This window comes from Synechococcus sp. MIT2312 (assembly GCF_059772315.1).
Genome location: NZ_CM186281.1, coordinates 656,834 through 678,385 on the forward strand (window position 1 = coordinate 656,834; position 21,552 = coordinate 678,385).

Annotated in this window: 26 protein-coding genes; 23 read left to right on the plus strand and 3 right to left on the minus strand. The window is 57.3% G+C overall.

Going from position 1 to position 21,552, the window contains the following annotated elements:
- Positions 1–49: 49 nt before the first annotated feature.
- Positions 50–1,270 carry a hypothetical protein gene (locus AC6EI9_RS04065; RefSeq protein WP_498469244.1) on the plus strand — a complete coding sequence of 407 codons (1,221 nt, stop codon included), beginning with the start codon at positions 50–52 and terminating at the stop codon, positions 1,268–1,270.
- On the opposite strand, the gene AC6EI9_RS04070 is transcribed toward AC6EI9_RS04065, so the two are convergent.
- Entirely contained in the window at positions 1,261–1,731 is a 471-nt protein-coding gene (locus AC6EI9_RS04070; RefSeq protein WP_498469245.1) for a CBS domain-containing protein, read from the minus strand. The two genes, AC6EI9_RS04065 and AC6EI9_RS04070, sit on opposite strands and share 10 nt — an antisense overlap.
- Positions 1,732–1,762: 31 nt before the next feature.
- Here AC6EI9_RS04070 and pgsA point away from each other — a divergent pair, with 31 nt between their 5' ends.
- Positions 1,763–2,308, plus strand: a complete 546-nt coding sequence (gene pgsA, locus AC6EI9_RS04075; protein WP_498469246.1) for a CDP-diacylglycerol--glycerol-3-phosphate 3-phosphatidyltransferase — start codon at positions 1,763–1,765, stop codon at positions 2,306–2,308.
- Here pgsA and AC6EI9_RS04080 read toward each other — a convergent pair.
- Positions 2,277–3,197, minus strand: coding sequence for an NAD-dependent epimerase/dehydratase family protein (locus AC6EI9_RS04080; protein WP_498469909.1), 921 nt, complete (start codon positions 3,195–3,197; stop codon positions 2,277–2,279). The two genes, pgsA and AC6EI9_RS04080, sit on opposite strands and share 32 nt — an antisense overlap.
- Before the next feature lie 80 nt (positions 3,198–3,277).
- On the opposite strand from AC6EI9_RS04080, the gene hisA reads away from it, so the two are divergent.
- The 17 genes from hisA to AC6EI9_RS04165 all read left to right on the plus strand — a co-directional run bounded on the left by hisA (position 3,278) and on the right by AC6EI9_RS04165 (position 17,319).
- Positions 3,278–4,048 (plus strand): 1-(5-phosphoribosyl)-5-[(5-phosphoribosylamino)methylideneamino]imidazole-4-carboxamide isomerase, encoded by a 771-nt coding sequence (gene hisA, locus AC6EI9_RS04085; protein ID WP_498469910.1) that lies wholly within the window; start codon positions 3,278–3,280, stop codon positions 4,046–4,048.
- 150 nt (positions 4,049–4,198) lie between these two features.
- On the plus strand, positions 4,199–4,594 hold the full coding sequence (locus AC6EI9_RS04090; RefSeq protein ID WP_498469911.1) for a Fur family transcriptional regulator: 396 nt from the start codon (positions 4,199–4,201) through the stop codon (positions 4,592–4,594).
- A 27-nt stretch (positions 4,595–4,621) separates the two neighbouring features.
- The gene (locus AC6EI9_RS04095; protein WP_498469248.1) at positions 4,622–6,238 is read left to right on the plus strand and encodes a DUF3685 domain-containing protein; all 1,617 of its coding nucleotides are present in this window, start codon (positions 4,622–4,624) and stop codon (positions 6,236–6,238) included.
- Between the two features lie 54 nt (positions 6,239–6,292).
- Entirely contained in the window at positions 6,293–6,829 is a 537-nt protein-coding gene (locus tag AC6EI9_RS04100) for a thylakoid membrane photosystem I accumulation factor (RefSeq protein WP_498469249.1), read from the plus strand.
- 60 nt (positions 6,830–6,889) lie between these two features.
- Positions 6,890–8,056 carry a F420-0:Gamma-glutamyl ligase gene (locus AC6EI9_RS04105; protein WP_498469251.1) on the plus strand — a complete coding sequence of 389 codons (1,167 nt, stop codon included), beginning with the start codon at positions 6,890–6,892 and terminating at the stop codon, positions 8,054–8,056.
- 51 nt (positions 8,057–8,107) lie between these two features.
- The gene (locus tag AC6EI9_RS04110) at positions 8,108–9,199 is read left to right on the plus strand and encodes a hypothetical protein (RefSeq protein ID WP_498469252.1); all 1,092 of its coding nucleotides are present in this window, start codon (positions 8,108–8,110) and stop codon (positions 9,197–9,199) included.
- A 1-nt stretch (position 9,200) separates the two neighbouring features.
- Complete coding sequence (gene ruvX / locus AC6EI9_RS04115; RefSeq protein ID WP_498469254.1) at positions 9,201–9,707, plus strand: Holliday junction resolvase RuvX; 507 nt, start codon at positions 9,201–9,203, stop codon at positions 9,705–9,707.
- A complete protein-coding gene (locus AC6EI9_RS04120) occupies positions 9,704–10,246 on the plus strand; it encodes a DUF3727 domain-containing protein (protein ID WP_498469256.1) in 543 nt (180 codons plus the stop codon). The genes ruvX and AC6EI9_RS04120 overlap by 4 nt, the downstream gene beginning before the upstream one ends.
- Entirely contained in the window at positions 10,246–10,755 is a 510-nt protein-coding gene (locus tag AC6EI9_RS04125; protein ID WP_498469258.1) for a YqeG family HAD IIIA-type phosphatase, read from the plus strand. Before AC6EI9_RS04120 ends, AC6EI9_RS04125 begins: the two co-directional genes overlap by 1 nt.
- On the plus strand, positions 10,752–11,870 hold the full coding sequence (gene proB / locus AC6EI9_RS04130; RefSeq protein WP_498469260.1) for a glutamate 5-kinase: 1,119 nt from the start codon (positions 10,752–10,754) through the stop codon (positions 11,868–11,870). Before AC6EI9_RS04125 ends, proB begins: the two co-directional genes overlap by 4 nt.
- Before the next feature lie 6 nt (positions 11,871–11,876).
- Positions 11,877–12,305, plus strand: a complete 429-nt coding sequence (locus AC6EI9_RS04135; RefSeq protein ID WP_498469262.1) for a hypothetical protein — start codon at positions 11,877–11,879, stop codon at positions 12,303–12,305.
- Positions 12,306–12,570: 265 nt separating this feature from the next.
- Positions 12,571–12,837 carry a hypothetical protein gene (locus AC6EI9_RS04140; protein WP_498469264.1) on the plus strand — a complete coding sequence of 89 codons (267 nt, stop codon included), beginning with the start codon at positions 12,571–12,573 and terminating at the stop codon, positions 12,835–12,837.
- Between the two features lie 107 nt (positions 12,838–12,944).
- Positions 12,945–13,982: a UDP-3-O-(3-hydroxymyristoyl)glucosamine N-acyltransferase gene (gene lpxD, locus AC6EI9_RS04145; RefSeq protein WP_498469266.1), complete on the plus strand. Its 1,038-nt coding sequence runs from the start codon at positions 12,945–12,947 to the stop codon at positions 13,980–13,982.
- Positions 13,983–14,055: 73 nt separating this feature from the next.
- Positions 14,056–15,129 carry a 3-isopropylmalate dehydrogenase gene (leuB, locus tag AC6EI9_RS04150; RefSeq protein WP_498469268.1) on the plus strand — a complete coding sequence of 358 codons (1,074 nt, stop codon included), beginning with the start codon at positions 14,056–14,058 and terminating at the stop codon, positions 15,127–15,129.
- A 75-nt stretch (positions 15,130–15,204) separates the two neighbouring features.
- Complete coding sequence (locus AC6EI9_RS04155) at positions 15,205–16,107, plus strand: phosphoribulokinase (protein ID WP_498469270.1); 903 nt, start codon at positions 15,205–15,207, stop codon at positions 16,105–16,107.
- An 88-nt stretch (positions 16,108–16,195) separates the two neighbouring features.
- Positions 16,196–16,486, plus strand: a complete 291-nt coding sequence (locus AC6EI9_RS04160) for a hypothetical protein (protein WP_498469272.1) — start codon at positions 16,196–16,198, stop codon at positions 16,484–16,486.
- Positions 16,483–17,319 (plus strand): prepilin peptidase, encoded by an 837-nt coding sequence (locus tag AC6EI9_RS04165; protein ID WP_498469274.1) that lies wholly within the window; start codon positions 16,483–16,485, stop codon positions 17,317–17,319. Before AC6EI9_RS04160 ends, AC6EI9_RS04165 begins: the two co-directional genes overlap by 4 nt.
- A gap of 6 nt (positions 17,320–17,325) precedes the next feature.
- Here the strand turns inward: AC6EI9_RS04165 and AC6EI9_RS04170 are convergent, their stop codons facing one another.
- Positions 17,326–17,874, minus strand: coding sequence for a ferritin (locus AC6EI9_RS04170; RefSeq protein WP_498469276.1), 549 nt, complete (start codon positions 17,872–17,874; stop codon positions 17,326–17,328).
- Between the two features lie 273 nt (positions 17,875–18,147).
- Here AC6EI9_RS04170 and accD point away from each other — a divergent pair, with 273 nt between their 5' ends.
- From accD to AC6EI9_RS04190, 4 genes are all read left to right on the plus strand, one after another.
- Positions 18,148–19,029 carry an acetyl-CoA carboxylase, carboxyltransferase subunit beta gene (gene accD, locus AC6EI9_RS04175; RefSeq protein WP_498469278.1) on the plus strand — a complete coding sequence of 294 codons (882 nt, stop codon included), beginning with the start codon at positions 18,148–18,150 and terminating at the stop codon, positions 19,027–19,029.
- Entirely contained in the window at positions 19,026–19,436 is a 411-nt protein-coding gene (locus tag AC6EI9_RS04180) for a hypothetical protein (RefSeq protein WP_498469279.1), read from the plus strand. The genes accD and AC6EI9_RS04180 overlap by 4 nt, the downstream gene beginning before the upstream one ends.
- A 37-nt stretch (positions 19,437–19,473) precedes the next feature.
- Complete coding sequence (locus AC6EI9_RS04185; protein WP_498469280.1) at positions 19,474–20,553, plus strand: Gfo/Idh/MocA family protein; 1,080 nt, start codon at positions 19,474–19,476, stop codon at positions 20,551–20,553.
- Between the two features lie 155 nt (positions 20,554–20,708).
- Positions 20,709–21,419 carry a histidine phosphatase family protein gene (locus AC6EI9_RS04190; protein WP_498469281.1) on the plus strand — a complete coding sequence of 237 codons (711 nt, stop codon included), beginning with the start codon at positions 20,709–20,711 and terminating at the stop codon, positions 21,417–21,419.
- The last annotated feature ends 133 nt before the right edge of the window (positions 21,420–21,552 follow it).

Genomic DNA, 21,552 nt, shown 5'->3' on the forward strand with positions numbered 1-21,552 from the left:
TCCGCGACATTGTGAACCAAGAAAGGATCCGGCTACCGTCTTTCAACTGTTGCTCAGACCTGTGACTCATTTCCAGGCGTTCCATTCCGCATTCAGAAAGCGTCCAGCCGGATGGATTGCAGCTGCCGTTCTTGGTGTCTCTTGCGGGATTGCCCAGAGAGCGGAAGCCGGGTTCTCTCCGGATCAACTGGCAGCTTTTGAGATCACGGAAATGAAGGCAACCGTGAGCACATCACTTCCCGATGAGAAGGTCATCGAAGTGATCGATCCTCATGGTCACAGGGAGATTCTCACAGTGGGCATCGATCTCAAGCCCCTTGGTCTGGAGAAAGGCGACGAGGTTCAACTATCCATCCTCGACGGCCTCGTTGTTGAGCTGGAGGCCAGTGCGAACAAGGATTTGAGTTTCAACCGCGAAGACATCATTCTTCCCGCCGATATGGGCAAGCTCAAGAAGGGCATGCGGGTGGCGCTGGCTTCAGGAACAGCTCAGGTCATCAGCATCGATCGACAAGACAACAGCATCGACCTTCTGGGGCCCCTCGGTGGCATCAACAATCTGGATGTGGTGATCACCGATGGAGCCAACCCCTTTGATCGCATCAAGGTTGGCGACACCGTTGATTTCCGACTGATCCAGCCTCTGGCTGTGAATGTGCGCAAATTGCCTCGCTCCTCCACAGGTGAAGCGCTGGCGAACTACCGGGAGAAGGGAGAACCGCTGCTGATCAGCCCTCTGGCAACCCAGGAGGTCAGTTTGAAAAGCGAGTTGCTGGAGGCTTTCGAGCTCGCGCAACTCAACGCCACCATCGAACGGCTGGTGCCTGGCCAGAAACTGCTCAGGGTGAAAGGCGCGCGAGGGCACAGCATGCTCATCACCTCAGCGATAGACCCAAGCGCAGCAGGGTTCAAGGTTGGAGATCAGGTGAACATTGAAATGCTGCAGGGACTGGTGGTGGATCTGCGCAGCTCCCAGCAGAACCAACTCACGTTGCAGCGAGAAGATCGCCGGCTGGGACGTGATTTCGGACCGGTGCCGGCAGGTGCTCGGGTGGCCATGGCCACTGGGACGGCCGAAGTTGTGCGCCTCTCCCGCACCGACCACAAAGTGACCTTGAGAGGCCCACTCGGCAAGATTCACAAGCTCGACATCCGCCCTGAGCTGGAGGCTGAAGTATTCGCTGGTCTGCGTGTTGGCGACATGGTCGACTTCCGTCTGATCAAGCCGATCGCCATCCGAATTCAGCCAGTCGCCCAGCGTCAGCTCTGAGCTGAGGCCAGGGCCCTCACAACATCACCGCGGGTGAGCACCCCGACTGGATGGCGCTCCGCATCCACGACAATCAGACGCTGGGTGCCCTTTTCATGCAGCATCGAAGCAGCCTTCGGCAGCGGAAGGCTGACTTCACAGCTGTGGCTGTCGCGATGCATCAGGTCGCCAACACTGTTGCCAAGCACCTGATGCACCTGGCGATCCCAGTTCAACGGATTGCGCAGGTAAATCACGCTGTCGAGAAGCATCACGTAAGGCCCCACATCCACACCGCTCTCCCGGACCATCAGATCCTGTTCGGTCAGTTCGCCGATCAGAACGCCGTCCCCGTCAACCACTGGCAGTCCACTCACGTGGTGATCGTTCAGCAGGCTGACAGCATCCTGAAGAGGGGTCTCCGCCGACACCGTCAGCACCGGAGCGGACATCACCTCCCCGACCGTCTGCTGGAGCACCATGGAACCTGATCAACTGAACGCATTCTGAGCCTTGATCTCTCCCTGGCGATTGTGGGCCGATCGACTCACGCTGCTGCGTGCCGTGCTTGGAGCACCATTGCTGCTGTTGCTGGCTTCAGGGCAGCAGAGCTGGGCATGGTTGCTACTGCTGTTCGGAGCCTTGAGTGACTGGGCTGACGGATGGATGGCCCGCAAAGCTGATGGGGGCAGCAGCTGGGGAGCAAAACTCGATCCCCTTGCTGACAAGCTGTTGATCAGCGCTCCATTGATCTGGTTGGCAGCCGAGCGACAACTGCCCCTGTGGGCTGTATGGCTGCTACTGGCTCGAGAGGTGCTGATCTCCGGATGGCGGTCGGGCAGCTCCAGCGGGGCTCCAGCCTCCTGGCTGGGGAAGTGGAAGACCACCCTTCAGTTTCTCAGCCTGTTTCTGATGCTCTGGCCGACGGACTGGTCTGCAGACCAGCTCACGCTGAGCCTGCATGCACTGGGATGGTGGCTCTACTGGCCAGCCCTGGTGCTGGCCCTGTGGTCGGCTTTGGCTTATCTCAGGCCCCGATCAACACCTCATCGGCACTGAAGTCCGGTGCGGATGTTGGAGACAGCGCGTACTCACGCTGATAGCTATCAGCCATGCAGGCCAGTGCATCAAACCGAGGCGTCCAGGCCAGTTCACGCTCGACACGGCTGATATCCGTGAGGAAATGACTGAGTCGCAAAGGGAAGCCCTTACGAGCCTTCGGATCGAGAGCGGTGGGATCAAAAGGGCGTAGATCGAGGCTTTCCGGAGCACGGCCGCAGGCCAGCGCCGCAGCTTCGATCAGACCGTGGAATGTGATTCCTTTCTTGGCAGAGCAGTTGTAGATCCGGTTGCAGGAGGCATCCACCTCAAGACTGCGCGCCATCGCTTCGGCCAGATCCTCGACATGGCCGACCTGGGTGATGGTTGTGCCATCCCCCGGAAGAGGAATGGGTCGATCATGCGTGATCCGATCGAAGAACCAACGCTCCACTGGGTTGTAGTTCCCAGGGCCAACGATGTAAGTGGGTCTGAAGCTCGTGAAAGCAATCCCTTCACGCAGGAGCCATCGCTCGGTCTCGCCCTTGCCGGCATGACGACTGGCCGGATCAAGGGGACTGTCCTCATCCAGAGGCCAGTTGTGGCTGCCGGCATAGACACCCGCTGAACTCACATAGAGAAAACGATGGCTGGGTGCACCCGTGCGCTCCACCACGCGCTGACTGTCATTCAGCGTGCGCCCGGAACTATCGACAATCACATCAAAAGCGCGCCCCTTGAGCTGATCGAGAGCCTGATCATCACCACGATCACCATTCACGGCTTCAACCCCGTCAGGAACGGGCTGACGGCCACGAGTGAACAGGGTGAGGCTGTGACCCTGCTGGAGCAGACGGCTCACCAGAGGCTTGCCAACAAAGCGGGTTCCCCCCATCAACAGGATTTGCACGAGCACCCAGGCAGACCAACAAATATTGAAGCGCGCTCAACCCACCCGTGCAGGATGGGAGTCAGTCCATCGCAGCGTCCATGCAGATCATTCCAGCCATCGACCTGCTGGGAGGGGCCTGCGTCCGTCTGCACCAAGGGGATTACGACCAGGTCACCCGATTCAGCGATGACCCTGTATCCCAAGCGATGAGCTGGCAGGAGCAGGGAGCTAGCCGTCTACACCTGGTGGATCTCGACGGTGCCCGCAGCGGTCAACCCATCAACGACGCTGCGGTTCGTGCGATCACAGAGACACTCTCGATCCCGGTCCAGCTCGGTGGTGGGGTTCGTTCGGCTGAGCGCGCTGAAGAACTTCTGGAATGCGGGCTCGAACGCGTGATCCTGGGAACGGTTGCACTGGAGCAGCCGGAACTTGTCGTGCAGCTGGCAGAGCGACATCCCGGAAGAATCATCGTTGGCATTGATGCCCGCCACGGCAAGGTCGCAACGAGGGGATGGCTGGAAAACAGCACTACGGAAGCCACTGCTCTGGCCGCACGGTTCAGCGAATCGGCAATTGCAGCAATCATCAGCACTGACATCAGCACGGACGGAACCCTCGCGGGACCCAACCTCGACGCCCTCAAACAGATGGCCGCTGCCAGCAACGTTCCCGTGATCGCCTCTGGCGGAGTGGGCTGTATGGCTGACCTGCTGGCGCTGTTGGCACTGGAGCCGCTCGGTGTTGAAGGCGTCATCGTTGGACGAGCCCTCTACGACGGCCGGATCATGCTTGGAGAGGCGCTCAAGGTCCTTGGCAATGGACGACTCCAGGACCCATCCACAGGTTTGTTGAACGACATGGCCTGAAGGCCTCATCAAGATGGGGCCGATGAACGGGTCTAACCTGAAACCGTTACGACGACTGCCGTGGAGTCGCTGGTCGAGTCATTTCTGCCCAAGGGAGCCCATGACGAGCGGACCCTTCAGGATGCCTTCGATCGTTGCCGAAATCTGGGGATGCGACTGAGCCGACAGCGGCGAATGGTGCTCGATCTGCTCTGGAGCGAAGCCAGTCACCTCAGTGCTCGAGACATTTTTGAAAAACTCAACCAGCAAGGCCGACAAATCGGCCATACCTCCGTTTATCAGAATCTGGAAGCGCTGCAAAGTGCAGGAGTGATCGAGTGTCTCGATCGAGCCAATGGGCGTCTTTTTGGGTATCGGAACGATCCACACAGCCATCTCACCTGTCTGGAGACAGGTGCAATTGAAGATCTTGATGTGAAACTTCCCGACGATGTACTCAGGGAAATCGAACGTCGGACCGGATTCAACATCGAGTCGTACACCCTGCAATTAAACGGACGTCCGAAAATTGCCACTGGAGCATCCTCGCCAGTGCCGTTACCTTGACGCTCATCAGCACAGTTTCAGGGCACCGTGATCGACCAGGACCGGGAGATTCTCCTTTTCGCTCCCGATCTTCTCGGTGAAAGCCTTGCTGCGGAGATCCCCACTGAAGCGCTGCCAGTTCGCGTCAGACGGTCGCCTGATCAGCTGCAGGGGCACCCATCTCTGGTGATCTGGTCACTGCCGACGGAGACACAGCCTCTGATTCTCGAGCGGGAGATTCTTCAGCTGCAACAGCGCTGGACTCCAGCACCCACGTTGTTGCTGTTACCCGCTGACTATGGACGTGATCCTCAGACACTGCTGTCGTTGAACTGCGACGGCATCCTTCAGGATCCAGACCTTGCAGCACTCAGAGAAGCGGTCCAGACCCTCCTCAATGGAGGCAGAGTGCTGAAAATCAAGCCCCACGCTGAGCATGGCTCAACCAGCAAGCCAAGCTTGAGCATGGCGCAGTGGCTGCTTGTCAGTGGCCTGCAGCAGATCGGTCGGGATCTTCAGGTCATCGAAGCCCTGCTCGATCCCCCGCCTGAGCATTTCGTGATGCGTCTGATGCTGGAAGGTCGCTGTCGCGAACTGCGCAGTGCCAAAAACCTGCTGCTGTGGCTTTGGGGACCTCTTCACACCGGCCTTGCTGATGTCATGCCTCTGAATGAACAGAGCAAGACCCTTGAACTGACTCTGAACGACCGAGAGCCAACGGCCGTCTGGAATGCCATTCAACAACGACTTGAAGGTGCCGTGAGCAGTGGACTGGGGAACGGCACTGGCCAGTTGCTCGCCATTGAGGGGCTTCATCCGGAACGACGGCGCGACCTGTTGCTGGCGCTTCTTCAGCAGTTGCATGAGGTTCTGCTTCGCCTGCGCGGTGATGAGCTTGTCGGCACACGCGACCAGAAAGCACTGAGCGCTCGTTGGCAGTCTCTGCAGACGGAAGTGAAGCAACAGGCGTTGCGCAGCGTCGCCGGCAATTACGTTCGGCTTCCGCAAGGGGAAAGTCTTGTTGCCGTGGCCGACCAACTGGTGGATCGCACCGATCTCCACCAATCGGACGACGAGCTGCCAGACCCGCAGACCATGCTGGCATCACTGGTGCTGGATCAACCCGTCCTTGTGGATGGTCAGCTGCTCCCCTCCGACGATCCCAGGGCATTACTGCAGCTTGAGACCCTGATCAGCAACTGGCTGGTGCGCACAGCTGAGCTGATTGGTTCCGAACTGCTCGGAATCTGCGGCGAATGGCCCGAACTGCGCCGGTATCTCCTTCAGCAGAACCTGATCTCAACGCGCGAACTGGAACGTCTGCGCAATCAACTCAACAGTCAGTCGCGTTGGCAGGACTGGATCGAACGTCCAATCCGTTTGTACGAGAGTCGCCGATTGCTGTTCAGCCTCAAAACCGGACGCATTGAACCGTTGCTGTTAACCGAGCCCAGAGATGAGGAGCTCAAGCGCCTGCGCTGGTGGCAACAACAGGTTGCTCTGATTGTTGAGGCCCGCGATGCCATCGCCCCACAGGTTCAGGCCCTGGTCAAACGGCTCGGAGACCTGATGGTGGTGGTGCTCACCCAGGTGGTGGGTCGAGCGATCGGTCTGATCGGACGGGGCATTGCTCAGGGGATGGGTCGCAGTCTCGGGCGCGGCTAATTCTCAGCTGCAAGGTCTGACAAGGGCTCAGAATGCACGCACTGTCCCTGTGCCATGACCGCGTTCCTGATCCGTTCCATCGTCGCAGTGCTGGCCTTGGTGCTGATTGCATCACCGGCTCAGGCGATCCGGGAAACCGACAGCTACGACGGCAACATTTTTGCGCTGTATGCCGGTAACGGTTCACTTGTTCCTCCTGCCGTCTCCCTGGCTGATTCTCAGCAGGCGGGTCGCACCAGCGTGATCGTTTACTACCTCGATGACAGCAGAACCAGCAAAGCCTTTTCACCGGCCGTTTCAGAACTTCAAAGGCTCTGGGGAAACAGCGTGGACCTTCTGCCTTTGACCACAGATGCACTGCAAGGTAGAGCCACGAATGACCGGACTGATCCTGCGCATTACTGGCACGGAATTGTTCCGCAGGTGGTGGTGATCGACGGAGATGGTCAGCTGTTACTTGATGAGGAAGGGCAGGTCCCGCTGGAGCAGATCAATGCCGCCATCAGTGAGGCAACCGGACTTCCTGCACCGCAGGGAGAAAGCATGAGCCTCAGTTTCAACGAGCTCAACACCGAAGTGATTTCACGTTGAACGATCACGTGGACGCCTTACGCTGCGCGCCATTGAGACCGGCCGACAGCCGACGTTGACATGTGTGTTCTGCTTGTGATCCTGCTCCTGCTCGGACTGGGAGTGTTCTGGATCGAAGCGCGTCACCGCCTACGACCCGCATCACCGCTGAAACTCCGTCAACTGGACTGGAGCGTCACGCCATCCGGACATGATCTTGAGCTGCAGGGATGGATCGAGATCAGCAACCCTCATGCACGCATGGAAGTCATGGTGCCGGAGCTGCAGGTCAACCCGGTGCTGATCGGCAGCTCGGATCTCAACGATGTCATGGTCAAAACCCGGATCACCCCCCATCACCCTGATGAAGACACTCGGGCCGACGGCTACTGGCCTGCATACATCGTCAAAGGACACAAAAGCACCCGCATCCAGGTCAGCGTCACCCTCAGTGATCAGACAGGTGCTGCCGTTGCGGATCGGGTCGATACGGTCTGGATGGATGTCAACTGGGTGAACTACGGACCCTTCGGACGACTTGATCGTCGCCAGGGCGTGGTGGTGCCTCTGCGCAAACCCGCTGTGCCTCAGCCCAGCAAAGCTGAATTCCGCGCCGGGGAGAACTGCAAAGTGCTTCCTCTGAAGACACACCTGCTTGGCCCTCTCGACAGCACGATTGATGTGCTGCGTGACTACGCGGGCGAGCTGGTGCAGCCGGGTGACATTCTGACGATCGGGGAAACCCCTGTCGCCGTGATCCAGGGGCGCTACACCCACCCCTCCATGGTCGAACCGACCTGGATTGCACGCTTGCTCTGCCGCGTGTTTCACCCCACCAGCAGTCTCGCCACCGCCTGCGGATTGCAAACACTGATCGATCAGGTCGGTCCGACCCGCGTCATCCTTGCCTGGTCAGTTGGCTTGGCACTGAAAATTGTTGGATTGAAGGGTTGGTTCTATCGACTCGCCGGCGAACAAGCGCGCCTGATTGATGACATCACTGGGACGACACCCCCCTATGACCAAACCATCGTTCTTGGCCCATCCGACCCGGTCCGTCTCTGCCAGGACGCCGCAGATGCTCTCGGCGTCGCGATTGCGATCGTTGATGTGAATGATCTTGGTCGTGTGAAGGTGCTGGCTTCCAGCAACGGCTGTGATGAGGCGTTGTTGCATCGCGCCCTGCGCCCCAACCCCGCTGGAAATGCCAACGAGCGCACTCCACTGGTGCTGGTCAGGCCAGCTTGACCTCACACAACGAAAGGCGGCGATAGATTTGAACGGTGGTGGAGGCCTGCCGTGGCAGCGACAGCTGGATTCCGGCTCCGGGTCGAGCCCTTGAAAGCTGGTCATTTGAGCCAGATCGCTTCCGCTGCGGATTCCTGTTCCAGCATCGACAACAGCGCTCTGCAGAGCTTGCTGGTGCAGTCATGGTTCAGCCGTCTTGAGCAGTTCTTGCCAGATCCGCTGAACGCTCGACTGACCAGGGTTCTGGCTCTGATCGAATCGTCCTCGGACTTAGCAGACCAGATCGAATCCCTGCTGCTGATGCGGTCCAGCAACCGTCGTAGCAGTTGCTGGCATCTCGACGTTCTCTCGATTGCGTCCCCGCGTCACTTCAGTCGCCAGCAGGGTCTTCGCCTCCTGATCCAGCAAGCGCTGAGTGATGACATCACTCGTTGTCGCAGCTGGCTTGTTCGCTGCGACCCCACAGATCGGCCGCAACTGGATCTGTTGCGTGAGCTTGGTTTCCAGCCTCTGCGCCAGGGGCGCATCTGGAATCCGCCGGTCACAGCTTCGCCATCGTCGGCGAACGCGCCGAACGGTGAAGAGCTAACGACCAGTGGAGAGCTTTCGCAGGGACTGTGCTGGAGTCCTCTCAACCGCGACAACGCACGACAGCTGTTGGCTCTGGAGCAGTCGAGCATCAGCCCTCAGCACCGACAAATCCTCGATCGCCAATGGTGCGACCTGCTCGATCTGAGCGGAGGTGGGTCAACCGTTTTAACGGTTGACAGAGAGGGAGACCCTCAGGTCATTGCAGGGCTGATCAGGCGGCCGTGGGGGATTGATTCACCCCGCCTTGAAGTGCTGCGAGGACCGGCGTGGGATGAACGCATTGGTGCTGGATTACCCGCAGCGTTGTCGCAACTGCTCAACCAGCAGATCCCACCATCACTTCTGGTATCGGACGACGACCACCAGCTGAAGGCCGTACTTGCAAGTCAGGGATGGCAGGAAGGATCTCTGGAAATGATGCTGGGGCGAAGTATCTGGAGGCGTGTGCAGCAGCGCAACCTTGGGGGTCTGAGGCCGCTTGAATCAATGCTGGGTCGTCTGCAGCCTCAACAACCCCAGCTGCCAACCCCGAGCCTGGCCCCGAGGCGCTGAGTTGAGCTCACCTCCCCAGGCGCGATCAGCACTCAGCCTTGATGTCGGCCGTCGAAGGATCGGGCTCGCAGGCTGTGACGGCCTTGGATTGACTGTCTCACCACTCAACGCATTGCATCGTGGTGACTTCGACAACGATGTCAGACAAATCAGGCAACTCTGCGACGAACGTCGGGTTGAGGCTCTGGTCGTTGGGCTCCCTCTGGATGATGCAGGCAACCCCACCACGCAGGCCAAACACTGCCATCGCTATGGCGTCCGACTGGCTCGTGCTCTGTCCCTTCCCATGGCCTTTGTGAACGAGCACAGCAGCAGCTGGGCGGCAGCAGAGGACCATCAGCTGCATGGAGATCGCACTGGGCGACTGGACAGTGCCGCGGCAGCGCTGCTGCTTCAACAATGGCTTGCCGATGGACCTGAACCGCAACCAGTCCAGATGGCGCCTGTGAATCGTGGCGAAACGGATGCTGATGCAAGATCCTGTACTTCAATTCCTCCAGCGCCATGAGTTCCAGCGGACCTGCTTCCAGCGGTGAGGTGCCCACCGTTCTCGTCAAGGACCGTGACGGACACGACCTGCTCTGTTTTCTTGAGCAGCTCATTCCTCTCGATGACAAGGATTACGCGCTTCTCACCCCGGTTGATACACCTGTGTGTCTGTTCCGGCTGCGAGACGGGGACGATCCCGAACTGATCGAAAGCATTGCCAGCAGCGAGCCGATTCTTTCAGTCGCAGATGTGGTGCTTCAGGAACACGATCTCACCCTGGTCCGCTCAGCGGTGACTTTGACGGTGAACGGCGAACTTGACGAACCCGATCCTGAGGATCTCGACGAGGAAGACGTTGACGATGAATCCGAAACCTATGAGCTGTTGGTGAGCTTTCTGGTGGAGGAACAGGAATATGGCCTGTACATCCCTCTGGACCCTTTTTTCGTGGTGGCGAGAATGGACGACGGCGCAGCCCTGCTGGTTGAGGGTGAGGAGTTCGACCGCGTTCAACCACGGATTGAAGCCGAGCTGGATGAGCAGGGACTTCCTGAGTGATGCAGCGTCACTGGCTGATACCGGATTGGGATCCGGGCCTGACCCTGGCCCACTTGCCCCTTGAACCCCTGATTGGAAGGGGGATCAAGGTGCTGCTGCTCGATGTGGACCGCACCCTGCTCCCAGGGCGTGATGTGGAACTGCCCGCTCCAATGCGTCGCTGGGCGAAGGACGCATCGCGGTTGCTGCACATCCATCTGATCAGCAACAACCCTTCGCGCCAGAGAATCCAGGCAGTGGCTGATCAGATGGATGTGGCTTACACCTGTGCAGCATCAAAGCCTCGCAGCGGAGCGATTCGTCGCGTGATCAGCACGCTTCCCAATGCACCGACCGAGATCGCCATGGTTGGAGATCGTGTGTTCACCGATGTTCTTGCCGGCAACAGACTGGGGCTGTACACCGTTCTGGTGAGACCGCCTCGCCCCGACGGCACAGCCTGCAGTCACGATCGAGTGCAAAGGCTGGAACGCTATCTCGCCAGATTCTTCGGAGCAGTGGGTCAATGACGCTCAGGGTTGTGAAGGTGGGGACAAGCCTGCTGAGACAACGCCAAGAGACGTCCACGGCCGAAGCAATTGCACAGCTGTCCAGCAACCTGGCGGAAAGCATGGGCCGCGGCGATCGCACAGTGCTCGTGTCCTCTGGAGCCGTTGGTCTGGGCTGTCAACGACTCGGCATGACGCAGAGACCCCTCAGCCTTCCAGGCCTTCAAGCTGCCGCATCGGTGGGCCAGGGATATCTGATGAGTCTTTATGAAAAAGAATTCTCCCGCCATTCCATTCCGGTCGCACAGGTGCTGCTCACTCGCGCCGACCTGGCAGACCGCCTGAGCTACCACAATGCGTCCGCCACATTGAATCAACTTCTCGATTGGGGAGTGCTACCCGTGGTGAATGGGAACGACACGGTGTCATCGGACGAGCTGAAATTCGGTGACAACGACACACTCTCGGCACTCGTTGCTGCTGCTGTCAAAGCCGATGAATTGATCCTGCTGACTGATGTGGACAGTCTCTACTCAGCGGACCCTCGCAATGATCTCAATGCCACACCAATCAAGGATGTGCATGATCCCGAGCAGATCGGAGAGCTCGAGGAAGGAGCCGGCAGCGGCGGCCGGTGGGGGACCGGGGGCATGGCCACCAAACTTGCAGCAGCTCGTATCGCCACTGCCAGCGGCATCACAGTGCATCTGGGCGATGGCCGGAAATCTGAGGCATTGCAGCACATTCTGCGAGGCGGTCGAGGCGGCACTGTGTTCCATCCCCACCCACAACCGCTTGGCAATCGCAAGAGTTGGCTAGCGCATGCACTGCAGCCAACAGGCTCGTTGCACCTGGATCCCGGAGCCTGTCGAGCGCTGCTGAGCAAAGGAGCTTCGCTACTGCTTGTTGGAATCACCGAGCTGAGCGGACAGTTCGACGCCAACCAGGCTGTGCTTCTGCTCAATGAGGATGGCCAGGAGGTGGCGCGCGGCCTCACAACAATGAGCAGCGAAAAGTTGAATCAACTGCTTACCCAGCAGTCAACCAACACAACGGCCGATGGAGGCTCTCCAGTCGTCGTGCATCGCGACGCCATGGTGCTGATGATGCCAACAACACAGGAAGCACCGAATTAACGATCGATGCGTGATTTGGACATTCAACCGCAGTCAATTTCTAGAATCGGAGCCCTCTTTAAATTCAATTCATACGAAATTCAAAGCCATGTCGAAACACTATTTATTTGCGGAAAGCCCCAGATAATACCCAAATCCGTTGGCACAAATCATGCTAAGGAAGAGAAATGGAATGATGATATTGGAATAATCATGAGCCAGCCAAGACGTCAGCAGGAAAGCGCCAACCGAGGCAGCGGCAAACAAACTGATAATCGGATCCTGTTTCTCCGACATAACATCAACAATTTCGGCGATCATTTTAGTGAAGAACTCGCCATGCAGATGTATCAGCATCTACAAGAGCGAACATCACTCGTCAGGCATCAGCCAGTCAACTCCCTGACAAGGGCAAACCGTCCAACTCATCCAACAATAATCAATTCACAAAATTGACAAATGTGGCCTTTGAAAGCAGATAAAATTATAAAATTAATTCAGCAGCAAAGTCTACTTCAGTGCGGGCAAGATCACATAGATATAAAGGAGGAGAACTGAATACAAACCACCAAGAATTAAAACCCACTTCGACATAATTCATTGATGAGTCACCACAGCATACCCAAGAGGCAGCTCAACCTCTTATCGACCAAAACGTCATCAAGCTCAAAATAGCTCAGGAGAGGGACAGACATGGCACTGACAAGCATTCAAACGTTGAATGTCAGCAACAACAATTATTCATACCCACAGGATCAAAAGAACAATCATTGAGAGTGTTGAAAATCAGGCTCTGGTGCATAACCAAGACTTCCACAACACGTCGAAGCAATCAGACTCTAAAGAAGCTGAAATCTCTCCCAAAACATCAAGAGTTCGCGCCGTCGAGCAAACACAATCTGCCAGCAATGACGATTCACACTTTCGATCCGTCGTGATTTCGGAACAGTCCGGCATGCATCATCAACGTCTGGGCCGGCTAACTTGATCGCTACTTCTCACTGGATTCTCAAAAGCTGTCAGTAACGAACGCGTTGCAAACCAGTTGGAGAATGTCAGCTGTGAACACGATGTTCATCGAATCGGTACGCCCCCATGCGCTTCAGCGAGTTAATCGCCATTCTTGAGCAGGGCGAGTCCGGTGTTCTCAAGGTTTCTTCAGGCCAGGATCCCCAACTCCGAGGAGCCGCTTCTCTCGAATGCGCTCAAGCCGATCAACTCAGCTTCCTTGAGCAGGGCAACGCGCTGGTCACAAGCCTTGAAACAAGCTCGGTGGGTGCAGTCTTGATCCCTGATCAAGAGGAGCTGCAGGCGCTTGCCGAGCATCGAAAACTGGCCTGGGCCGCCTGTCGCGATCCACGACTGGCTTTCGCCGAAGCGCTGGAACAACTGCATCCCCGTCCTGCGCCGAACGCCGGCATTCACCCCAGTGCCGTGATCTCCGATCGCGTACAGCTTGGCTCTGGCGTCAGCGTGTCCGCCAACGTGACGATTGGAGATGACACCCGGATTGGAGCGCAAACCGTGATCCATCCAGGAGTGGTGATCTACGGCAACGTGGAAATCGGGGAAGGCTGTGAATTACACGCCAATGCCGTTCTGCACCCTGGATGCCGCATCGGCAGGGGTTGCGTCGTTCACTCCAATGCAGTCGTCGGATCTGAAGGGTTTGGCTTTGTGCCAACAGCCAAGGGTTGGCGCAAGATGCCACAGACGGGTTTGGTTGTTCTGGAAGACGGTGTCGAGATCGGGTGCGGCAGCACGATTGATCGTCCTTCCGTCGGTGAAACGCGAATCGGCGCCGGCAGCAAAGTCGACAACCTCGTCCAGATCGGCCACGGCGTCGTGACAGGACGGGGTTGCGCCTTGGCCTCACAGGTGGGGATCGCCGGTGGAGCACGTCTGGGCGATGGGGTGATTCTTGCCGGACAGGTGGGCGTCGCCAACCGTGCTGTGATCGGCGACAGAGCGATTGCAAGCTCCAAGAGCGGCATCCATGGGGAGATCGCTTCAGGAGAAGTGGTGAGCGGATATCCAGCGATTCCGAACAGGCTTTGGCTGCGCTGTTCTGCGGCCTTCAGCAAATTGCCAGAGATGACCAAACAGCTGCGCCAACTTCAGCGCCAGGTTTAGCCGGCGGTCTCTGGTCCTGAAGCATCAGAGACCGCTCAGTAATCTCCCCCCAGCACTGTCCGGGCTCGGCAACATGGATCAGCATCGTGTCGTTCTCCTGCCTGGTGATGGCATCGGCCCGGAAATCACCGTCGTAGCCCGTCAGCTGCTCGAAGCCGTCGCCGAACGTTTTGACTTCAGCCTGACGTTCGATGAACAGCTGATTGGTGGGGCCGCCATCGACGCCACGGGAGAACCGTTGCCGGCAAGCACTTTGGAGACCTGCCGTTCAGCGGATGCCGTGTTGCTTGCAGCTATCGGCAGTCCACGTTTCGATGTATTGCCGAGAGAGAAGCGACCGGAAAGCGGACTGCTGGCTTTGCGTTCAGGGATGAAGCTGTTTGCCAATCTCCGCCCGGTCAAGATCGTGCCGGCCTTGATCGATGCCAGCAGTCTCCGGCCAGAAGTGATTCAAGGAGTCGATCTGATGGTCGTCCGGGAACTCACGGGTGGCATTTACTTCGGCCAACCGAAAGGTCGAATCCAAGCGGACGGAGAAGAACGGGGCTTCAACACCATGACCTACTCGGATTCAGAGGTGGATCGAATCGCCAGAGTGGCTTTCGAACTGGCGGGTGAACGTTCGGGCCGACTGTGCTCGGTGGACAAGGCCAACGTGCTGGATGTCAGCCAGCTGTGGAGAGACCGGGTGGATGCCTTGTCGAGCGACTACGGCGATGTGGAGGTGAGTCACATGTATGTCGACAACGCAGCGATGCAGCTCGTGCGAGCTCCACGTCAGTTTGATGTCCTGCTCACAGGCAATCTTTTCGGCGACATTCTCAGCGATGAAGCAGCGATGCTCACCGGATCCATCGGCATGCTGCCCTCAGCGTCTCTCGGAAGTGAAGGGCCGGGGCTTTTTGAGCCAGTGCATGGATCAGCTCCGGACATTGCCGGACAAGACAAGGCCAACCCCATGGCCATGGTTCTCTCAGCAGCGATGATGCTGAGAACAGGCCTGAAGCAGCCGAACGCAGCAGACGCTCTGGAACAGGCTGTTGATCAGGTGCTGGCGAAGGGCTTTCGTACCGGCGATCTGATGGCGGAAGGTTGCACACCACTGGGTTGCAGGGCCATGGGTGAGGAGCTGCTCAAAGCACTCTGATCAGATTTGATCAAGCAAATTTCGAAATCGGTCCGTTGACCTGCCAAACTCTTCGGGCCAGATCTGCCTCCGTCGATGTCGAAGCGTCACCCCGTCGTGGCTGTCACCGGTTCCTCAGGTGCCGGCACCAGCACCGTGAAGCGTGCCTTCGAGCACATCTTCGCGCGTGAAAGCATCACACCGGCTGTCGTGGAAGGGGACAGCTATCACCGCTTTGAGCGGATGGCCATGAAAGATGCCATGGCTGATGCTCTGGCCAAGGGAGAGAACTTCTCCCACTTCGGCCCTGAAGCCAACCTCTTTGACAAGCTTGAGGAACTGTTCCGCGTCTATGGCGAAACAGGCGGTGGACAGAAGCGCTACTACCTGCACAGTCCAGAGGAAGCCGCTGAACACAATTCCCGTTTGGGAGTTGATCTCAACCCTGGCCAGTTCACCCCATGGGAAGACATCCCCACTGGCACAGACCTGCTGTTTTACGAAGGGCTTCACGGTGGCGTGAAAGGTGATGCCTACGACGTGGCATCACTGGCCGATCTTCTGGTTGGTGTGGTGCCGATCACCAATCTTGAATGGATCCAGAAGATCCACCGCGACAATGCTGAGCGCGGCTATTCGGCCGAGGCGATTGTGGACACCATCCTGCGCAGGATGCCTGACTACATCAATCACATCTGTCCCCAGTTCAGCCGCACCGATATCAATTTCCAGAGAGTCCCAACGGTCGATACCTCCAACCCCTTCATCTGCAGGAACATTCCCAGCCCGGATGAGAGCTTCGTGATCATTCACTTCCGCAAGGGTGCTCGAGAAAAATGGGGCATTGACTTCAACGATCTTCTGAGCATGATCCACGACTCGTTCATGTCCAGCCCCACAAGCATCGTGGTGAACGGCGGCAAAATGGGATTTGCCATGGAACTGATTCTCACTCCAATCATCCACCGAATGATTGAAGAGAAGAAAAAGATGAACTGATTTCTATTTATCAATAGACCCAATCAGTCCTATCGTGGGCTCATCTGATTGTTCAGGTGAGCCTATTTCTGTTTCACCTCCTTCCTTCGTGATCGCGGGAGCCGGCGGAAACGCCAGCCTGACTCCACGCTGGGACCGAGTGGACAGCAGACGTCTGATCGCTTTGGCCCGGAAAATTTATTTCCAACATCTGAGCGAATCAACCCATACGCTCGAACCCTGCGGAGTTGTCGTGAATATCAATCTCACCGAAGGGCGTGTGGTTCTCGAGGCTCCAACGCTGTTGCCGGATGAACACTTCATCAGTGCAGAACTGATCAGTCGAAGACTGAAGCGATCACGCAATCCGAAAGAACGGCTCAAGGGGCAAGGATCTTGAACCCACTCCTGATTTTGATCGTGCTGCTGACAGGAGCCTGTGTCGGCAGCTTCATCAACGTCGTCTCCTGGCGTCTACCGAGAGATGAGTCCGTTGTTTGGCCAGGCAGTCACTGTCCTCGCTGCGGTCATTCCGTGCAATGGCACGACAACATTCCCGTGATCGGCTGGCTGTTACTGAGTGGACGCTGCCGCAACTGCGACCAACCCATTTCAGCTCGCTACCCCCTGGTTGAGGCTCTCACTGCAGCGTTATGGCTCAGTGCGGTGTGGGCCACCGGCTTCAACGTTGACTCGTTGTCATCAGACCCCGTGACGACTCTCGTCACGCTGGTGGGCGGACTCGTGCTGATCAGCCTGTTGATGCCGCTGGTGCTGATCGACATCGATCACCTCTGGTTACCGGAACCGATCTGTCGCGCAGGAGTGATCACGGGACTGCTGGCAAGCGCACTGGTTGCGGCCTTTGGACATCCTGAGATCGGCAGGAGCCTTTTGTTCAATCATCTGTTGGCATCAGCCGCGGGGTTACTGGTTCTGGAAGGGCTCAGTGCTCTGGCGGAACGCCTGGTGGGGCAGCCTGCACTGGGGTTGGGTGACGCCAAACTGGCAGCCATGGCAGGAGCCTGGCTGGGACTGGCTGGACTGGGAGTGGCGATGGGGATCTCAGTGCTGTCAGGTGCGTTGTTCGGGGTGTTTGGCAGGATCACCGGACGCCTGAAACCCAGACAACCGTTCCCGTTCGGCCCTTTCATTGCCCTGGGGATGTGGCTGGTCTGGTTGATGGGCTCTCAGTGGTGGTGGAGTCAGTGGGTGACGCTGATCGGGTCGTGAACCCAGTCAGACGGCCGCACCGCCACCAGTCCCTGCGATATCAAAAGCTCCACCTGCTTTGACGTTGGCCAGCAGAGTTCCATCCAGAAATTGCTGATCAAGCAAAATCAATGCAGCTGGACTGGAATCAGCCAAGCGCAGTCGTTTCAGAACAAATCGAGCTTCAGACTCTTCCTGCAACTGCTCACCCACAAACCAATCGAGCATGGCTGTGGCAGTCCTATCCCCTTCGTTTTCTGAGAGCGTATAGATATTGTTAATTGACTTGGTGACAGTTTTTTCCATCTCGTAGACTTTGTCAAACAGTGCTTTTACAGACTGCCACTCTCTCTCTGGCGACTCAATTGTGGGCAGCTGAACGTTGCATTCGCTATCAACTAAATAGGCAATGAATTTAGAGGCATGACCTCGCTCTTCAGTACTTTTATTGAGCATGTAACTAGAGAAACCAATCAAATCTCTCTCACGCAACCATATCGACATCGCCAGATAGGTATGACTAGCCTGAAATTCAAGCGCAAGATGTTCATTGATTGCCGAAGTATGCGATGCCATTAAAAGAAAGCTAATAATTTTTTATAGACAAACAACCGCCAGCGAGCCCTTGAGCAAAGATTAAAAACGGCCAACGCCGCACCTTTTGAGTTGCAAATGTTACACGCCGACTTCTCCGCTTCAGTGCTCGATTGATGGACTGACTGTGAGTGGAATTGAGGCCAAAACTTCAGTCAACATCGTCTTGAAAAGGCTCCTGGAAAAGACGAGAAGTCCTAATGGCATGGTTCGTGGCCCGGTCCGTCTTTTAATGGGCTGGTCTGGATTGTCCCCGTGTCTCTTTTCGACTGGTTCGCTGATCGCCGCAAGGGTCAGTCCGTGGTCAAGGTCGCGCAAGAACCCGAGGAGGGGGATGGTCTCTGGAGCAAATGTCCTGAGTGCTCCCAGGTGGTCTATCGCAAAGACCTTCTGGCCAACGCAAGTGTCTGCGGCAACTGCAGTTATCACCACCGCATCTTCAGTGCTGAGCGGATCGCGATCATTGCCGACGAAGGAAGCTTTGAACCGCTGGACGATGACCTGACTCCCACCGACCCACTCGGGTTCAAAGACCGACGCGCCTATGCCGACCGCCTGCGGGAAACCCAAGCCAGCACAGGGCTACGCGATGGGGTGATTACGGGACTCTGCCGGGTGGATGCGATCCCCATGGCCCTTGCGGTGATGGATTTCCGTTTCATGGGGGGATCCATGGGCTCGGTGGTGGGAGAAAAGATCACTCGTCTGATTGAGGCGGCAACAGCCAAACGCCTTCCATTACTCATCGTCTGTGCCTCCGGAGGCGCACGCATGCAGGAAGGCATGCTGAGCCTCATGCAGATGGCCAAGATTTCCGGAGCGCTGGAACGCCATCGCGAAGCGGGTGTGCTTTACATGCCGCTGCTGACGCACCCAACCACAGGAGGAGTCACGGCAAGCTTCGCCATGCTCGGCGATTTGATCCTCGCCGAGCCCAAGGCTCTGATCGGTTTTGCCGGCAGAAGAGTCATCGAACAAACCCTGCGGGAGAAGCTTCCCGATAACTTCCAGACGGCCGAATACCTCCAAGAGCATGGGTTCGTTGACACAATCGTGCCGCGAACACAGCTGAAGAACACCTTGGCAACTCTCTTGAGCCTTCATGGCTGCCGTCCCGAGGTCGCTGTCCAGGCATGAACAACACTCTGATGACACGTGTCCAACAGTGGCTGACATCAGCACTGTTGGCTTTACTGATCCTGGTCTCAACGCAGCCGTCAATCGCTCAGCCTGTTTTCGCCGGTCCTGTTGATTGGCGTGAGGTGCCGTCAACCAGCGAAGGTCAGCAGTGGTGGGATGCAGGGAGTCTCCGCAAGACAAAAGAAGGCAATGTGTCGGTGCTCAGTCGATACAGCCTGAAAACCGAGGATGAATCGCCTGCCTTGGGGACGCTTGTGGTGATGGAAATCGATTGTGATCAGTCGCTCTATCGAGACACACAGAAGAACGGACTGCCCCGTTTCAGGGCTGACTGGGAAGCGCCGGCCAAGGATGATCTGATCACCGAAGTCATCAACGACGTCTGCAGTTCAGAGCTGATCTGATCTGACTGCGCCACCTTGATCCGCTGCCCGCTTCTTCATGGCTCCCAGTCCGACAGCTCAACGCCCGATTGGTGTTGCCATCGCCGGCCTAGGCTTCGGCGAAGCGGTTCATCTGCCCGCGCTCCAGAACGTTCCCGAGCTGGAACCTGTCGCTCTCTGGCACCGACGGCAGGATCGACTGGAGCAGGCCTGCAGCAACTCCGGCCTGAAGGGTTACCACTGCTGGGACTCACTCCTCGAGGATTCCCGAGTCGATGCAGTGATCATTGCCACACCACCGGCACCCCGTTTTGAGCTGGCGATGCGAGCTCTGCAGGCGGGCAAACATTTACTGCTTGAGAAGCCCGTGGCCCTGAACGCGCAGGATGTGGCGGATCTGCAGCGCGAAGCCATCGGCAGAGGTCTCAGCGTTGCTGTGGATTTCGAATACAGGGCAGTTCCCCTGTTTCAACAGGCAGCACGCCTTCTCGAGCAGGGAGCGGTTGGGAATCCCTGGCTCGTGAAACTGGATTGGTTGATGAGCAGCAGAGCCAACCCGCAACGAGCTTGGAACTGGTACTCACAGGCCAGCCAAGGTGGAGGCGTCATCGGAGCGCTTGGCACCCATGCCTTTGACACCTTGGCGTGGTTGATTGGCTCTGTTGGAGAGCCACAGGCCTTCACAAGCACCGCCATTCAAGAGCGACCCGATTCCGACGGGAGCATGCGCCCCGTTGATGCTGACGACATCGCCCTGATCAATGTGGAATTAGAGACCCATCAGGGTGGGACCGTCGCAGCACAACTCGCACTGTCTTCGGTTGCCCGCAACGGTCGGGGTTGCTGGATTGAGATCTACGGATCCGAGGGCAGCCTGGTTCTGGGGAGTGAGAACCAGAAGGATTATGTGCACGGTTTTTCCCTCACCCTTCAACAAGGAGGAGAAGCTCCTCGAAACGTCCAACCGGATGAGGATCTGCGCTTCGCGACGACGTGGAGCGATGGACGCGTCGCTCCGGTCGCTCGTCTTCAGAGCTGGTGGGCGCGGAGCATTCAACAGGGCCATCCGATGGTGCCTGGCCTTGCTGAAGGTCTTGCAAGCCAGCAGGCCTGTGAAAGGACCTTGTCGTCACGCTGATCCAGAGAACGAGCCACACGCCTGCAACTTCGTATCAACCGTGACGGCTTTGAGTGACTTTGAAAATGCCACGCAGATGTGAAATCGCTTGAATCAATATGAATTTTCTTTGATCAATGATCAAAAAAGCGACTTGTTTTGCAGCCCTCCTCCTGATGGCGGCGTGCTCCTCTGGTTCGGTCAGCGACGATTCGTCCAAGGAAAAACTGTCCGCAGACAGAAGTGAGGTCGAAGCCTATGAGCAGAACGACACCACCCTTTCTGGAGAGCAGAACAACAAAGATTTCGTCAACAAAGTCGACGACGAGGCTCTCGTGAGCGCACTGAGAGATGGCGGTCATGTCATCTATATCCGTCATGCCAAAACCACGAAGGACTGGGGCGACCAGGTCAGCCCAGCCCTGGATCTCGCCGACTGCAACACGCAGCGACGCTTAAGCACCGAAGGCAAGGCTGATGCCAAAACGATCGGTGAAGGCATCAAGGCTGCAGGCATCCCTGTAGGAGATGTCATCTCAAGCGATTACTGCCGTGCGTACAACACAGCTGATCTGGCTTTTGGCACCTATACCAAGAACTCAGATCTGAATTTCCTGCCCTGTGTTGAGTGCACTCCGGAGGATTACGAGAACTACGCAAAGCGCGTTGCTCCCTTGATGTCTGCGAAGCCTGAGGCTGGCAAGAACACATTCCTCATTGGACACGATGACCCCTTCCAGGGTGTGACGATGCCTGTCGTTCCAACCAATGGAATTTATCCCGCACCCATGGGTGTTGCCTACGTTGCAAAACCCATGGGTGATGGCAAGTTCGAGCTGGTTGCCAAGATCCTTCCCAATCAGTGGGAGGGTCTCTCTAAGCTTTGATTTGGTCGACGCTTGATTGAGCCTTCAAAGACCAAAAAGCCGGCTCCTCAAGGAGCCGGCTTTTTTATGCCCCACAGTCCCGTGCAAAGCGAGCTGGATTGAGAGGAGCGAACTGGCACTAGAGGCTCAGCTG